The organism is Bacteroides sp. A1C1 (genome assembly GCF_004328515.1).
In the GTDB taxonomy this organism is placed as follows: domain Bacteria; phylum Bacteroidota; class Bacteroidia; order Bacteroidales; family Bacteroidaceae; genus Bacteroides; species Bacteroides uniformis.
This window is the reverse complement of sequence record NZ_CP036491.1, coordinates 2,795,528-2,812,110: the sequence shown is the minus strand read 5'-3', so window position 1 is coordinate 2,812,110 and position 16,583 is coordinate 2,795,528. Positions and strand designations below refer to the sequence as shown.

Here is a 16,583-nt window from a genome sequence, read left to right as displayed (position 1 = left end):
AAATTGAGATTACGATGAATAGAATAAAGCAAACTATAATAGCACTTGCAATAGGTCTTAGCTTGGCAAATTGCGGTGATGATTTTTTGGATACTACTTCTTCGGACCAAATGTCCGATTCTAACACCTTTACTACGATAGACGGTGCGCAGCAAGTGTTGACCGGTGCTTATGACTGGTTGACCAATGGCTGGTTGGCTCATATGACCAACCAATATATTTTCTTCTTGCCTGACATTATGGGAGATGACGCATTGGTGACACCTGACCCCAACTACAATTATGGACGTTTTGTGTCTCCTTATCAATATACAGTTTCTCCAGGAAGTACCTATACTGATGACCCGTGGAAGGGATGTTACAGTATCATAGATAATACGAATGCCATTTTGGATAATATCGGAAACCTGGCAGAAAGTGCAGAGCGTAACAGAATTGAAGGTGAAGCGCTATCTCTAAGAGCTTATACTTATCATTTCTTAGTAAGAATGTATGCCAAACCTGTAAACAAGTACCCGGATAATCCGAGCATAATTTTACGTATTTCTTCTGGAACAGAAGACCTTCCTCGTGCTACGGTAAAAGATGTGTATAATCAGCTTGTCGTTGACATGGAAAAAGCATGTGGATTGTTGGACCAGCATTCTTCTTCATCCAAGGCATATATCGGTGCGAATGCTGCTCATGGAATTCTTGCACGTTTGTATTTGGATTTAGGTGATGAAACAAATGGCATCAAACATGCCAATGCTGCATTGAAAGGTGTTAATTTGATGAATACGGCAGTTTACACAGCTGATTTCTGTGAAGTTAACTCAGAAACACTTTGGGCTTTCGAATGTCCAACTGATGATAATCAATTCTATCTTTCATTACCCTCTTTCTGGTATTTGTGTGGAGATGATTATGAAGATGCTGTTATTGGTTATAGCTCATTACGAGTTTCAAAGGCTTTGATTAATCTAATGGAAGATAAAGATATACGCAAAACTCAGTTCCCGAAAGATTCTGAAACAAACGATTATATCAGTGAAACAGGATACTTGACAACAAAGATTCATAGTCGTAACAATGAAATGGGACAAGGCTCTTTCAATATGCTGCGTGGTTCTGAGATGTATCTTATTATTGCTGAATTAGCTGCTGACAAACAGCATTATGATGTGGCTAAAGAAGCATTAAATGTTGTTCGGATAGCTCGTGGATTGGATAAATATAGTGGAACGGATGCCGGTTTAGCAGATGAGATACAACAAGAAAGAAGGCGTGAATTATTTGCAGAGGGACATCGCCTATTCGACATGAAACGTAGAGGTTTGGCATTGACAAGAACTGGAGTTGACGGACACGATTTGTGGACTAGTCAATTAGACCTTCCTGCTGGCTCTGATAGATTTGAATTACCTATTCCGCAAGCAGAGATTGATGCTAATGGAGAACTGACAAATAATGATCAGAATCCTGCTTATAAATAAGTCTGTAAGAAGGAGTATATCTGATTTATGAACTTTCAAAACATCTCTATTTGATAGGGTGTTTTCTAAATAAAGTGTTTTAAAAGCCGTTCACTGTGAAGTAAGCGGCTTTTGTTATTCTATCTTTTCCACTTTATTTCTGCAACAACCATTTCCAAATAGGACGTATAGAAATTCGCTGCCGGGGATTAACGGTTATTTCTTCCTCGTCTTCCAAAGTGATGCCAATGGAGAGATTAAAAGTATACCGGCACGTATCATACTGCATAGACTTTATGGAGAAGAACTGAAACGATAGAAATATCCTCTCTTCAATAAACAGCAAACCTGAATTGTCTGCACGACACGGGAGTCAGCGCGGATTACAAAAGTACATTCTTTATTCCCCTGAATTATAAAAATATATCCACTCAGTCTTCGTTATTCTATGTAGACTATATTCTCTTACAAGAAGACTTCCTCATTACGTTTTTGACATGCTCCAAACAGTAGTTTTTCATAGCTATAGAATTCTTTACTCCAATTACTTTGTATTTGGAATAATCTCCATTTATAAGATAGAGACAATTACATAGTGTTCTATGCATAAAATGGATAAATAGGTAGGATAGTATTTATGTAACCATTATAAATTCAATAGTATTTTACATAAGGGGTTACATTCTCATAGATGGAATAAACAACACGGTAAATAATTGACAAAAGCAACTAAATGATAGATATTGACAAAGCCCTTCTAGTTTTTGAGAAAAAAGATCCTGACGTTATGATTATAGCACATCAGCACAGAATTAAAAACCTTCAAATCAGCATATTACCATTATAAATAGTATCATATAAGTAGATTGTCATTTACAGTGGATATGTATAGAGTATCTTCTCTAGAGGATTACTTTATTTCAGGAGCTCTTTTTATTTATTTTATATTGCTTATTATCAACAATATAGACATATTGTAGTTCCGCGAAAACTTTGGTGATTTCGTACATTGGCATGCAGACTCAAGAGGTTGAGATTAAGCCGAATATAAAAGTATTCATGCGTTCCGATTCTGAGATGCTTGATGAGGTAATGGTGGTAGCTTACGGAACAGCAAAGAAGTCCGCTTTTACTGGTTCAGCCTCTGTGATCAAGTCTGAGACATTGGAGAAGCGTCAAGTCTCCAACTTATCGAACGCACTTTCCGGTACTGTATCTGGTGTGCAGACACAAAGTACAAATGGCCAGCCGGGTACGAGTGCGACAGTTCGTATTCGCGGTATTGGTTCTATGTATGCCAGCAACAATCCTTTGTATGTAGTGGATGGCATTCCTTATGAAGGAGATATCTCCGCTGTCAATTCACAAGATATTGAATCGATGACCGTATTGAAAGATGCTGCAGCTGCTGCTCTGTATGGCGCACGTGGTGCAAACGGTGTTATTTTGGTTACTACAAAAAAAGGTAAGAGCGGTGATACGCAGATTTCTTTAGACGCCCGTTGGGGAGTCAACTCCCGCTTAGTAAAAAACTATGATGTATTGCAGAATGCAAATACCTATATGGAGACTGCATATTCTGCTTTGTACAACGGATACCTATATAATAGCGGATATACAGCAGAACAGGCTTATCAATTGGCCAATGCAGACTTGTTTCCCAAGCTGGGCTATCAAGTTTATACCATACCTGATGGACAATATCTTATTGGTCGGAACGGCAAGTTAAACCCTCATGCAGCTTTGGGATATAGTGACGGTGACTATTATTATACACCGGACAACTGGTCTGATGAGATGTTCCAAAGTAATTTGCGCCAAGAGTATAATCTTAGTGTTTCTGGTGGTTCGGACAAATTAAGTTACTATCTGTCTGCCAGTTATTTGAATGATGAAGGTATTATTGAAAATTCAGGTTTCGAACGTATCTCCACTCGTATGAACGTGGATTATCAGGCTAAAAAGTGGTTGAAACTTGGAGTGAATCTTAGCTATTCGAATGTAACAAGCCGTTCACCGGGCGATCAGGATACCGATGCCGCTACTTCTTCCGGTAATGCGTTCTTTGTTGGTAACTTTATCGCACCAATCTATCCGATGTATGTACGGAATGCAGACGGCAGTTTACAATATAATGCCAATACCGGCTATCATGTATATGACTATGGTGATGGTTCAAGTACAAACTTCACCCGTAATTTTATGAGCATGTCCAATCCTATGAGCGGTTTCCTTTATGATACTGAAAAATATCTGATGGATATTCTGAATGGGAAATGGTATGCAAAGATTGATATCATTGACGGTTTGTCATTGACAGCTTCTTTGGGCTTGCATATTGACAACACACGCCAGCATAGTGTGGGTAACAAGTATTATGGTCAGTCGGCTTCCTATGGCGGTTCTGTTATGCAATACTCCTCACGCGTTTATTCGCTTGACCAACAATATCTGTTGAATTACAAAAAGACATTCGGCAACCATAACTTGGATATTCTTGCCGGCTATGAAAGTATGGACTTCAACACGGAAAGTCACTATATTTTAGGATATAACATGTATAGTGACAAGAACTGGACTGCATCTAATGTTATCGACCGCAAGAATGGTTCTGGCAGTTACAATGAATATGCCACAATCGGTATCATTACACGTGCCAGCTACGATTTCAATGAAAAATATTATGGTAGTGTTTCTTATCGTCGTGATGCTTCTTCACGCTTCCATCCGGATAACCGTTGGGGTAACTTCTGGAGTGTGAGTGCAGCATGGGATATGGCAAAAGAAAACTTTATCAGTCAATACGATTGGATCAACATGCTGAAGCTGAAGGCTTCTTTCGGTCAGCAGGGTAATGACAACCTCTATTATAAGGGATATACAAACTACTATCCGTATCTGGATCAGTTCATGGTTAGCGGGTCTGACGGTGTATTCTCTGATGGTGTGCTCTACTACAAGGGGAGCAAAGATATCACTTGGGAAACATCCAATTCATTCAATGTAGGTGTGGATTTCGCTCTTTTGGGAGGACGTATTGACGGTACAATCGAATACTTCAACCGCCAGACTAAGGATATGTTGTATTATAAACCGGTAGCGATGTCTAACGGTTATACCCAACTTCCTATGAATATCGGTTCGGTACGCAACTCCGGTGTGGAAATTGAATTGAACTATACTCCTATTGAAACTAATGATTTAAAGTGGGTGATCAATTGGAATGGAACATTGATGAAAAATAAGATTCTTGAGCTGCATCCGGATTTGAAAGGAGAGATGATTGATGGTTCCTATATTTATCGTGAAGGTGAATCTTTGTACCAGATGTATTTGACAAAATATGCAGGGGTAGATCCTGATTCCGGCGAAGCTCTGTATTGGGCAAAGGACGAAAACGGTGTAGAGTATAAGGATAAAGATTGGTCTGCTGCCTACAATTCCAATAGACAAGCTTCCGGTGACCTGTTGCCTACTATCTATGGCGGTGTCGGTACAACATTGGAGTTCCGTGGCTTTGATTTCTCCATCCAGTGTGCTTATCAGTTGGGTGGTACGATTTATGATAGTGGCTATCAAGCTTTCATGCATGGCGGTGACTCCCACTACATGGGATATAACTGGCACAAGGATATCTTGAATGCATGGACACCAGAGAATAGAAATACCAATATTCCGCGTGTAGATGCCATTGATAAATACACCAACTCTTCATCAGACCGTTGGTTGACAAGTTCTGATTATTTCTCTATCAATAACATCACCCTGGGCTATACTTTACCTAAGAGATGGTTGAGAAGTCTGGGTATCGGAAGCTTGCGTATTTACGGTGCGGCTGACAATGTGGCTCTTTTCTCTGCCCGTAAAGGGCTTGATCCACGTATGAGCTACACAACAGCTTCTACAGATAGATATACGCCTATACGTACTATTTCCGGCGGTTTGAAAGTAACATTCTGATAATAGTTCAATAATAAAATACAGAAAGAATATGAAGAAATTATATAAGATAACACCGTATATTATGCTCGGTTTGATGGTAGCCGGATGTACAGATCTGGATACAGAACCGCTGAGTTCGACTATTACATCTGACCAAAAGGAAGAAGTTGTTGAATCTGATCCTTCCAGATTGGAAGCCAGCGTAGCAGCCGTGGCTGCAAATTTCACCCAATATGCCAAAATCTACACAGAAGATGACAATGTGCATAGTGATATAGGTTATCCGACCATTATGCTGGCCACGGAATCAAGAGGTACGGACATGGTGGCAGATATTACTGGTTATAACTGGTATTCCAATTCAGCCGATTACAGTGACTGCTTGAATACAAGTACAGCTACCATTGAATTCTGGGGTACATTATACAACCAGATTTTTACAGCCAATAACGTAATCGGTACTGTAGATAGCGAAACAGAAGATCCTACGTTGCAATATTATCTGGCGCAGGCATTAGCAGTCCGTGCTTTTGACTATTTTACGTTGATACAATTGTATCAGTTCAATTACAAAGGACATGAGAGTGCCATGGGTATGCCTTTGATTACAGAGCAGAATGCAACAGAAGTTGCAGCCAATGGTTGCGCCCGTTCTACGGTGCAGGAAACTTATGATTTTATCTTGGCAGACCTGAATAAAGCTATTGAGCTGCTGACAGCCACTACAAAAGAACGTGATGACAAGCGCTATGTCAGCTTGGATGTCGCTTACGGTATCCGTGCGCGTGTCTATCTGGCAATGCACAACTATGCGGAAGCTTTAAAGGATGCGGAAGCCGCACTGGCCAAAACTACTGCCACTCCATACTCCCGTGCTGATGTAAGCAAGCCTTCATTCATTAATATCGAAGACAATTCATGGATGTGGGGTATCTTGATTACAGAACAGGACCGTGTAAGTACAACCGGTATTTGTAATTTCCCTTCACATATGGGCTCTTTGAATTATGGTTATGCTTCTGTAGGTGGATGGCGTAGAATCAGTCCGAAACTCTATAGTGAGATTCCTGCCAGTGATGTCCGCAAGGGATGGTTCCTGAACGGTGAAGGTATATCCGCCAATTTGCCTGCTGCAGCCCAGGCATATATTACTGGGAAAAAGGCACCTGCCTATACACAAGTGAAGTATGGGGTGCTGAATGACCAATGGGGAACTGACAACAATGCTACGGATATAATATTGATGCGTGTTGAGGAAATGTATCTTATCAAGGCTGAGGCACAAGCTATGAGTGGTAATGTCAGTGGCGGTGTATCTACCCTTAACTCGTTTGTTACTGCATATCGTGACCCGTCTTATCAGTGTACAGCCACTACACCGGAAGCTGTGCAAGAAGCTGTTTGGCAACAACGTCGTCTTGAATTCTGGGGAGAAGGTATGGCATATTTTGATATTATGCGTCTGAACAAGGGAGTCAACCGTTTAGGCTGCGGCTTCCCGACTACTGCCGTATTTAATATTACAGCAGGTGATCCGGTTCAAATTTACAGTATTCCTAATAAGGAAGTACAATATAACCCATTATTGGAGAACAATCCGCTGGTTTCGGCACCTACACCAATACCTGATGTAGAATAATGTATATGTTAACTATTAAAAATATGGAATATGAAATATATAAATAAGATACTTAGTCTGTTTGTCATCGCACTGATAGCTACCTCTTGCGATCCTGATGCAGAAAGTTATACTCCGGGTGAACAGGAAGACGGTAATCAAGGCATCTGCTTTGTGGGCAATTACACCCAAACAGTGGAAGTTGAGCCGGGAATAACCTCTTTTGATTTAACCTTGACACGCGCCTTGACAGATGCTGTCGGTACGGTTGATGTTACTGTGATAAATAATGAAGAGAATATATTTATATGCCCTTCTACTGTATCATTCGCTGCTGGAGAGAAAACAGCCAAGTTGACAGTTGAAGCACCATCAGCTGCTGAGGGTATCACTTATAATCTACAGCTGGCTTTGAGCGGCAATGATGTCAGTAACTATTCCTCCGGATACCATGAAATATCAGTGAATTTTGCTATTTTGAAGTGGGAATCTATCGGTACCGGATACTACTTGGATGGTACAGTTTCCAATTTCTTTAAAGTAGATCCGTCTGTTCCGATGGCTGTGGAAATTGAAAAGACTACAACTGCTACCAGTACACGTTTCCGTTTCGACAGCCCGTTTGCCAAAGTTGCGACCGCACAAGATGAGGTTGGTGGTTTCAACGGTTATCCCTTTAATGAAGAGGCTGATATAGTTCCAGGTGAATATACTTTCGTAATTGATGTGACTAAAGAAGGCGCTTCTTTGAAACCAATTCAATATGGTATGGATTGGGGATATGGTATGTTCAGCGGTGGTTCTGTATATGGCAACTTATCTACTAATATAAATTCTTATCCTTTGGGAGTTTATAATGAAAAGGCCGGTAGTATTACCTTCCCAGCCAATTCGTTGTACGTAAGTATGGCTGACTATCAAGACGGTGGTGCATATCCTTGTACCAACCCGTCTTATCTCTACTTGAGTGCGGAAGCATACCTTAACTCTTTGGAGACAGAGTAATTTGAAAATTAAAAAAATTACATAAGAAAAGCCGGTTCACACAAGGGGCCGGCTTTTTACTTTAAATATCGATTCGCAGAGATTGAATCGTTAATTTACAGTTTTTCCTTATCCTCTGCCAACAAAAAGTTTCGCAGTGAAATCTGTTTAATTCCTTTGTAATTCCCCCCGCTTTGCATTTCATCCATTGTTACCACATATTTGGGGTAATTGTCTGCTATTTCCAAAAGATTGCCAAATTCTCGCCTAACAGTTGCATCATCGGGAAGCATATATGCTACTTGAATATAGATTTTATGGTCGTCTTTGGAAGCAATGAAATCAATTTCCTTATTACCACTCTTTCCAACATATACTTCATATCCATATCTTAACAAATCAATGCATACTACATTTTCCATTAACTTGTTGATGTCTTTTCGAAAATCGAAATGCTGTATGGAATTATGTAATCCCAAATCTTCAAAATAATATTTCTCACCAATCTCAAAGATTTTCATCCCTTGGATTTCAGCTCGTTGAATTTTGTAAATAAAGAAACTATTGCACAGTGCCTTTAGATAGTTCAGAATTGTCTGCGTAGGAATGTTGACGTGTTGCGACTTTAAATATTTACTAATATTCTGGGCAGAAAAAAGAGAACCGGTATTATCTATCAGATAAGCTACGAGATTTTCCAAAAAAGATACATTCCGGATTGATTCACGTGCAACCACATCTTTTAGTAGGATAGTGGAATAAACGTTTCTCAAATACTCAAATATGACATTCTTGTCCATTGTTAGATTATGAATGTAGGGCATACCTCCGAATGTAAGATAGAGTTTTAAACTTTCGGTGGAATCTTGACATTGATTGAAAGTTAAGAATTCCCCGTAGCTAAGTGAATGAATGGGAAATTCTATATATCTTCCTGCCAACTGAGTAGCAAGTTCACTGGATAGCATTTTAGCATTACTTCCGGTGCAATAGATATCGCATCTATTTTCATTCAATAAACTCCGCAGACACAATTGGAATTCTTCAATCTCTTGGATTTCATCTACAAAGAGATAGTTATGATTATGCCCAATAACCTTCTTTAAAACATATTGATAAAGATCCATGTAGTTCCTAATTTCCGTGAAGGCAAGTTGCTCTTTATCTACAAAAATGATATTGGCTTCCGGTATGTTTTTCTTTATGATATCTGATATCTGCAAAAGAATGTAGCTTTTACCTATCCTACGTTGGCCGGTTATGACTTTTATTATACTTTTATCAATAAACGGTTCAATTCTCCTTATGTATAAAGGGCGGGAGATATAATTTTTCATATTCAAACACGATTTAGTTTATGCACAAAGATATAAAATCATTCAATTATAATTGAATCTTTCCATACATATTATATATTCATCGATTATAAATAACATATGTAAACCAAATATTTCTCAACAAAAAATATTTTGGAACTTTCATGGATAAAATCTATCTTTCAAGATATATTCCTCTATATAATCTATCGTTATTCTTGAATAAAAAACATTTATTGGGTTAATTAGTACATCACCAATTAAAAGAGTAGAATGAAATGTTACAATAACGTGCTCATTATCAGCTTTTAATTATTCAAAACGGTATGAAATGGGTACTTTGAGATACTTACCTCCCTTTGCCATATACCTTTATAGATAATATACAATAGAATAAACCCTGTTCTACGGCAAACATAAACAGTTGTTTTTCAACAATATACAATTATTATAGTTCCGCGAAAACTCTGGTGATTTCGTTTGTTGGTATGCAAACCCAAGAAGTAACGATTAAACCTCATGTAAAGGTAATTTTGAAATCCGATTCTGAGCTGCTTGAAGAGGTTGTGGTTACCGGTTACGGTACATTTAAAAAAGCATCATTTACCGGAGCTGCTTCTACTGTAAACACTTCCACCTTGGAAGATGTACCTGTTCTTTCTGTTGCCGACAAGCTTTCTGGTAATGTCGCTGGTGTTACTTTTGGTTCAAGTTCAAGTAATCCAGGTTCTGTAAGCAGTATTCGTGTACGTGGTATGGGTTCCATCAATGCCGGAAACAATCCGCTTTATGTTATTGACGGAACACCGGTAACAAGTGGAGACTTATCCGAGTTCACTTATAGTGATGCAGGAACTGATATTCTGTCTTCACTCAATACCAATGACATCGAGTCTATCACAGTTATCAAAGATGCGGCGGCTGCCTCTCTTTACGGCTCGCGTGCTGCTAACGGTGTTGTGGTCATTACGACGAAAAGCGGAAAACAAGGTAAAACAAATGTAAGTTTCCGCTCTGACTGGGGTTTTTCAAACATGGCAATAGATTATCGTCCTATGCTCGACGGTGACTCACGCCGCGAACTCTTATGGACCGGTCTCAAGAATTATGGATTATACAGCGGAAACATGTCCGATGCAGATGCCGCAACTTTTGCAGACCAGAACATCGAGGACTTCGCTTCAAAACCCTCAACCGGATGGACGGATTGGAAAGACCTGCTTTTCCGTAACGGTTCTCATCAGAACTACCAGCTGAGCGTATCTGGCGGCAACGACCGTACCAAATTCTACACCTCAGCCGCTTATACCAATCAGGAAGGCATCATTTACAAACAAGGTCTGGAACGTTTCACTGGTAATGCAAACCTCACTCATAAGTTTGGAGACTTTGAAGTTCAGGTTACAAGCCAATTTTCAAAAGTAAGACAAAACAAAACCAATGAAGCTACCTCCTATGATGGGCCTGTAGCCAATTATGCATTCTTCCAAAGCCCCTCATCAACTCCCTATAATGAAGACGGCACATTAAACAATGGTTGCGGCATATTTGGAGTCAATCCTTTGTATGAAAGAGAGCACAGCTCTGACGTTTATACCCTGATGAAGGCATTTAATACAATCAAGTTGACCTATAATATTTGGAACAAGTTAAATTTAAGTGAAAAGATTGCTTATGATTACGCACAAGGTACCAATGATGTTCTTTGGGACAGACACTCAAACAATGGCGCTCCAGGTGGTGTCATGCAGCGCATTGTCAATCGTAATGACCAGCTGAATACACAAACCCAGCTCTCTTACATCAACTCTTTCGGCCTGCACAATATTGATGCCCTGCTTGGTTTTGAAACACAAGATACGGAATATGCTTTCAACTATATGGCAGGCCAAGACTATCCGGGTGATTTGTACGAATTGACAAATGCCGGTTCAACAAGTGCCGAAACCAACAGACAGAGCTATCGCATGACTTCGTTCCTCGGACGTGCCAATTATAACTACGCAGACAGATATTATCTCGGTCTCAGCTATCGTACCGACGGAAGTTCACGTCTGGCAAGAGAAAACCGTTGGGGAAGTTTCTGGTCGGTTTCCGGAGCATGGAGATTCATAGACGAAAGTTTTCTGAATCCCGTCAAGAGTGTATTGACAGATGGAAAGCTCCGTGTGTCATATGGTGTAAACGGAACGCAACCATCAGACTATTACGCTTATATGAATCTTTATAAATATGGAGTCATATACAATGGACAGTCAGGAATGTCAATCGTCGGAATTGCAAACCCGGACCTGAAATGGGAAAAGAACAAAACATGGAATATCGGTCTCGACTTTTCATTCATTGACCGTATCTCCGTAACATTCGACTACTATCAGCGTAAAACCAGTGACCTTATATACGACCTCCCCGTATCACAAGTCGGAGGATATTATGATGGCGATTACGGATATACCACTCCGCAGAACATCGGTTCACTGAAGAACTCCGGTTTTGAGTTGACCATTACATCAACCAATTTCAGAAACAAGGATTTCACATGGACCACTTCTCTGAACATGGCACATAACAGCAACAAACTGACCAAACTGGATGGCCAGCAGAATGAAATCGTATCAGGACCACTGATTCACCGTGTAGGCGAACCTTACTATTCATACTATGTTTATGAATACGCCGGAGTCGACGCTGAGACCGGTAAAGAAATGTTCTACCTGAATGACGGAACAGAGAATGCCCGCAAGACAACAACCAATATCTCTGAAGCCAACAAAACTATTGTAGGCAAGCATCAGGCTAGTATAGAAGGCGGTCTTACCAACAACCTCAAATGGAAGTTTATTGACTTGGGCTTCACTTTCACTTATTCATTGGGTGGTGATGCTTTTGACTACTCCACTTGGCAGCACTCCAATGGCGGTTCACATCTATACGGTGGTGCCGTACCGACATACTACGACATCTCAAAGATGTGGACCGGCCCGGGCGACACGAATGCCACATTGCCTAAATTTGAATATGGAAGCGTAGCTTCACTGTCTTCACGCTGGCTGATGCCTACTGATTATCTACGTCTGAAGAACCTCACATTAGGTGTAAGCATTCCGCAAAACTATATCAACAAGCTTGGACTTAGCAAGGCAAGAATTTACTTCTCGGGGTCCAACCTGCTTACATGGAAATCTAAAGACTTATTTGTAGATCCGGAAATGCGTGTAGACGGACTATGCACATTTGAGACTCCGGCATTGAGAACATATACATTCGGAATAGAATTGAATTTCTAACTAATAAAGATACGAAAATGAAAATATTAAAGACATTATACACAGCAACGCTTTGCGCAGCTATGGCAGTCAGCACTTCATCATGCCTCAACAGTTGGCTGGATCAGTCACCCGCAGACGGAATAGATGCTGAAACCGCAATCAAGAACAGCGATGATTTGGCCAATGTGCGGACGGGACTTTATGCTGCCGTTAAAGGTAACAGTAGCCTGATTAATTATTATGGACGCCTCATGTTCGTATACGGTGACATGAGAGGGGAAGATATCCAATATGAATATAACGGTGGAAGTGGAAGAGCAAACTTCTACTACTATATGGAATATACAACTGCCGACAATTTCACCACCTCAACAGCCGTATGGCAGATGCCTTATGTAGTCATAGCACGCGCCAACCGTCTGATTCAGGCAGCAGAAAGTGGCAACCTGACCGACGCGGCAGAGGCAAAAGCCACTATTGACCAATATGATGCAGAAGCAAAAGTTCTGCGCGCCATGGCACTGTTTGACCTTACACGTATCTACGGTAAACCTTATACAGTAGATCAAGGCAGCTCACTCGGTGTGCCCATCGCTACCTCCCCGCTGGAATCGACAGAAAAGCCAAGCCGCAGCACGGTAGCCCAATGTTATGAGGCTATTGAAAAGGATTTGACAGATGCAATCAACTCAAATGCACTGCCCAAAACCAATGAAGTGGGTTATGTCAACCTTTGGGCTGCCAAAGCCTTGCAGGTACGTGTATATATGACAAAAGGCGAATGGAGCAAGGCTTTATCCGTAGCTGAAGACATCATATCAAACTCGTCTTACAAACTTTGGGAACCGTCAGAATATGTTGCTGCATGGAGCAAAAGTGATGCCAATCATTCAAAAGAAATCATGTTCGAGATTTCCATCAACAACAATACTGACTGGACAGACCGTGAAGGTATTGCCTACTTATATGCAGACAAGGCTGGCGCTTCTCCCGGATATGGAGATGTAATTGTCACAAAAGACTTCTCTGACATGCTTACATCCGACCCGGCAGACATCCGTAACGACATATTATTGGCAGCGGCAGCAGGAGGATTTGACAAACGTAAAGTTTACATCAACAAAATGCCTGCTGTAAACGGAGATGTACGTTACTCCAATGTCCCATTGCTGCGCTTGTCAGAAGTTTACTTGTCAGCAGCAGAAGCAGCTTTCCAAGCCGGAGACAAGAACAAGGCTGCCAACTTGCTGAACGATATCATCTCCAACCGCACAACGGATGAAAGCAAACAAGTAACCAGCGGAAACATCACATTAGACCGCATCTACATCGAACGCCGCAAGGAACTTGTAGGTGAAGGACAGCGCTACTTCGATGTTATGCGCCGAGGTGAAACCGTTACACGCTACACGGACGTTAATGACAGAGGATGGCACGACGTATTGAGCGAAGAAGCGCGTACATTCAACCGCGACTCCAAGAAAGCGCTCCCGTTGATTCCCGTCGGTGAAATCAATGCCAATCCGAACATAGAACAAAATCCAGGCTATTAATCAATAGTAGCCTAAAGAAACTTGGGAATTTTCCCAATGTGTTTTTATAAATAAAGTGTTTAGAGGAGGTGTGCCAGTGATGGTATGCCTCCTTCTTTCAATATATCCACCAATATAGGTTTCACTCCGCTGACAAAACACTCAACGGCAATAACCATCAGGATAAGTCCCATTAGGCGCATCATCACATTGTTTCCCGTCTCACCCAAAATTTTGACCAACCGCGTAGAAGCACGCAATATGAAAAAGGTAATCAGATAAATAAAGGCAATCATTCCTATAAGAACTCCTTTCATCTGAATGGTGTGGGCATCCTGCATCAGCACAATGGCATTGGCTATGGCACCGGGACCACAAAGCATCGGAATTCCAAGAGGAGTAATGGAAATATCATCGGCATAAGTCTTGATTTCCTCGTCTTTCAGCTTCATTGGAGTATAACGGGCTTGCAGCATATCGAAGCCAATCTTAAAGATAATAACTCCACCGGCAATACGGAAACCATTGGTAGAGATACCGAAGAACTTAAAGAGGAACTGTCCCGCAAACGTAAAGACCATAATCGTAATAAAGGCAACCAAAGTGGCGCGCGATACTACCGACTGCCGTTCACGGTCCGTCATTCCATGCGTCATGGTCAAAAACACCGGCATGGTGCCGAGAGGGTTTGTCAACGTAAAGAAGGAGGTAAAACAAAGTAGAGCGAAAGGTAAGATTGTGTCCATAGCTGTATAATATACGTTTCTGCAGACAAAAGTACAATTAAAAATTTCAATGTCACAAAATCTGCATCAATTCTTTCAGATTACTGATATGATAAGTCGGTTGAAAAGGCAGTTCTTCCTTCCCGGTTACATTATAAAACACTTGGTGCATACCCACTCCTTTGGCTCCTATCACATCATTTTCCCAACTATCGCCTATCATCAAAGAATCATGCACCTCGGATTGTGTGGCAGAAAGTGCAAAATGAAAGATTTCGGGCCAGGGCTTCAAGATACCGATGTCATCAGAGAGAACAATCTTCTTAAAAAAGCGGTCGATACCCGCCGAACGCATCTTATGACATTGCAGTTCTTGGAAACCATTGGAAAGGATATAGAGGTTATATTTCCCCGCCAAATATTCCAGCACCTCATAAGCATGCGGCATCAGCCGATTTTTTGTGGGAATGACCGAAAAGAAATCATCAGAAAAAGCCTCAGCCAAAGCAACATCCCTCGCCCCTACTGCCTCCAGAGGATATAGGAAACGCTGGCGGTTCAACTCTTCCTTACTGACCTGCCCTCTACCGTATTCTTCCCACAGCTCTGTATTACGATGCTGATAAAGAGTATAGAAATGCAGGAAAGAGCGAAAGAAACGACCATAGTCATACTTGTGATACATTTCTTCGAATGTATCACGTGCATTAAGGGAAAATGCCCAAAGCGTATCGTCCAGATCAAAAAAGAGGTTTTTATATTGAGATGCCATTACTTAAAGGAAAGGTATATATAAAAATAGACGCAGATTATCAATTCCAATAACCTGCGTCCGTTCTGTATCAATCTTATAACAGTGTTATTTTACTTGGATTACCAAATACTTGGACACACTCCAGAAGTCTTTCGGATTTGTAATCTTCAAAGTCAGCTGTCCTTTATCATCTTTCTCCAACGCATAAGAGCCAGCAGGATGAGTGGTCAAGATATCAGCATCTTTGGAGTATAGTTTAATCTCTTTTGTCGTACGGATATCCACTTGTGTAAAGTAGTCCTTGTTGATATCAGAATCTTTCAGCACCTGGCCTTTTTTGAAAAGCCCGGTATTTGTCAATATCTTCTGGTCTTTCAGCTCCTTCTTTGTGCCAAACACAAACCAAGCTGTGTTAAGTGCCTTATCTTGCTCGGCAACGGTTTTGGCCTTCGCCTCATTTTCGGCAGTCAATTCCTCCTTCTCACTAGACAAGCCGGTCACGGCAGCATCCAGTTCCTGGATACGGATATTCTTGGAAGCCAGCTCAGCCTGCAATTCTTCAATACGCTGGGTCTTTGCCACCAACTCCTGAGTCAAAGATTCTACAGCTCTCTTCAACTGAACAGAGTTGTTTTTGCTGTTCTTCAACATAGATTGCAGTTTGGCAATCTGCTCCTTGTTCTCTTCCATCTGTTTACGGATAAATTCAATGTCCGACGCAATCTGCTGCTTGGCATTCAAAGAGCCTTCTGCCACAGCGCCACGTTGCAAATCCACACGGCTCTCCGCCGCATTAATCTGGCGGAATCCCTCTGAAATATCATTGAAAGTACCCATCATCTCGTCTAATTCAGCATTACGCTGAGTCAGTTCCATCAATAAAGAATCATTTTCAGCTTTCAGCTGGTTCTTACTGCCACCAGAGAAACTGTCACACGAAGCCATTACAGCCGCGCATACAATTAAAACTGCTAACTTTTTCATACGCT

General features: G+C 41.0%; 10 protein-coding genes. 6 read left to right on the top strand and 4 right to left on the bottom strand.

Annotation, left to right across the window (positions count from 1 at the left end):
- Positions 1–14: 14 nt before the first annotated feature.
- The 4 genes from EYA81_RS11335 to EYA81_RS11320 all read left to right on the top strand — a co-directional run bounded on the left by EYA81_RS11335 (position 15) and on the right by EYA81_RS11320 (position 8,019).
- The gene (locus tag EYA81_RS11335; RefSeq protein WP_016274185.1) at positions 15–1,475 is read left to right on the top strand and encodes a RagB/SusD family nutrient uptake outer membrane protein; all 1,461 of its coding nucleotides are present in this window, start codon (positions 15–17) and stop codon (positions 1,473–1,475) included.
- 993 nt (positions 1,476–2,468) lie between these two features.
- Complete coding sequence (locus EYA81_RS11330) at positions 2,469–5,414, top strand: SusC/RagA family TonB-linked outer membrane protein (protein ID WP_242672381.1); 2,946 nt, start codon at positions 2,469–2,471, stop codon at positions 5,412–5,414.
- A 31-nt stretch (positions 5,415–5,445) separates the two neighbouring features.
- Positions 5,446–7,035, top strand: coding sequence for a RagB/SusD family nutrient uptake outer membrane protein (locus tag EYA81_RS11325; protein ID WP_131225751.1), 1,590 nt, complete (start codon positions 5,446–5,448; stop codon positions 7,033–7,035).
- A 30-nt stretch (positions 7,036–7,065) separates the two neighbouring features.
- A complete protein-coding gene (locus EYA81_RS11320) occupies positions 7,066–8,019 on the top strand; it encodes a hypothetical protein (protein ID WP_131225750.1) in 954 nt (317 codons plus the stop codon).
- 95 nt (positions 8,020–8,114) lie between these two features.
- Here EYA81_RS11320 and EYA81_RS11315 read toward each other — a convergent pair whose 3' ends face one another.
- A complete protein-coding gene (locus EYA81_RS11315) occupies positions 8,115–9,335 on the bottom strand; it encodes an ATP-binding protein (RefSeq protein WP_131225749.1) in 1,221 nt (406 codons plus the stop codon).
- Positions 9,336–9,751: 416 nt separating this feature from the next.
- On the opposite strand from EYA81_RS11315, the gene EYA81_RS11310 reads away from it, so the two are divergent.
- Positions 9,752–12,601 carry a SusC/RagA family TonB-linked outer membrane protein gene (locus tag EYA81_RS11310; RefSeq protein WP_370293453.1) on the top strand — a complete coding sequence of 950 codons (2,850 nt, stop codon included), beginning with the start codon at positions 9,752–9,754 and terminating at the stop codon, positions 12,599–12,601.
- A gap of 17 nt (positions 12,602–12,618) precedes the next feature.
- Positions 12,619–14,136, top strand: coding sequence for a RagB/SusD family nutrient uptake outer membrane protein (locus EYA81_RS11305; protein WP_005828430.1), 1,518 nt, complete (start codon positions 12,619–12,621; stop codon positions 14,134–14,136).
- A 59-nt stretch (positions 14,137–14,195) separates the two neighbouring features.
- Here the strand turns inward: EYA81_RS11305 and EYA81_RS11300 are convergent, their stop codons facing one another.
- From EYA81_RS11300 to EYA81_RS11290, 3 genes are all read right to left on the bottom strand, one after another.
- Positions 14,196–14,861: a MarC family protein gene (locus EYA81_RS11300; protein ID WP_008665785.1), complete on the bottom strand. Its 666-nt coding sequence runs from the start codon at positions 14,859–14,861 to the stop codon at positions 14,196–14,198.
- Between the two features lie 52 nt (positions 14,862–14,913).
- A complete protein-coding gene (locus EYA81_RS11295; RefSeq protein WP_008665786.1) occupies positions 14,914–15,612 on the bottom strand; it encodes a YjjG family noncanonical pyrimidine nucleotidase in 699 nt (232 codons plus the stop codon).
- An 87-nt stretch (positions 15,613–15,699) separates the two neighbouring features.
- Positions 15,700–16,578 (bottom strand): hypothetical protein, encoded by an 879-nt coding sequence (locus tag EYA81_RS11290; RefSeq protein WP_005828438.1) that lies wholly within the window; start codon positions 16,576–16,578, stop codon positions 15,700–15,702.
- Between the last annotated feature and the right edge of the window lie 5 nt (positions 16,579–16,583).

Coding starts and splice junctions, on each gene's coding strand:
- EYA81_RS11335 (WP_016274185.1), top strand. CDS start 15: ATGAATAGAATAAAGCAAACTATAATAGCACTTGCAATAGGTCTTAGC.
- EYA81_RS11330 (WP_242672381.1), top strand. CDS start 2,469: ATGCAGACTCAAGAGGTTGAGATTAAGCCGAATATAAAAGTATTCATG.
- EYA81_RS11325 (WP_131225751.1), top strand. CDS start 5,446: ATGAAGAAATTATATAAGATAACACCGTATATTATGCTCGGTTTGATG.
- EYA81_RS11320 (WP_131225750.1), top strand. CDS start 7,066: ATGAAATATATAAATAAGATACTTAGTCTGTTTGTCATCGCACTGATA.
- EYA81_RS11315 (WP_131225749.1), bottom strand. CDS start 9,335: ATGAAAAATTATATCTCCCGCCCTTTATACATAAGGAGAATTGAACCG.
- EYA81_RS11305 (WP_005828430.1), top strand. CDS start 12,619: ATGAAAATATTAAAGACATTATACACAGCAACGCTTTGCGCAGCTATG.
- EYA81_RS11300 (WP_008665785.1), bottom strand. CDS start 14,861: ATGGACACAATCTTACCTTTCGCTCTACTTTGTTTTACCTCCTTCTTT.
- EYA81_RS11295 (WP_008665786.1), bottom strand. CDS start 15,612: ATGGCATCTCAATATAAAAACCTCTTTTTTGATCTGGACGATACGCTT.
- EYA81_RS11290 (WP_005828438.1), bottom strand. CDS start 16,578: ATGAAAAAGTTAGCAGTTTTAATTGTATGCGCGGCTGTAATGGCTTCG.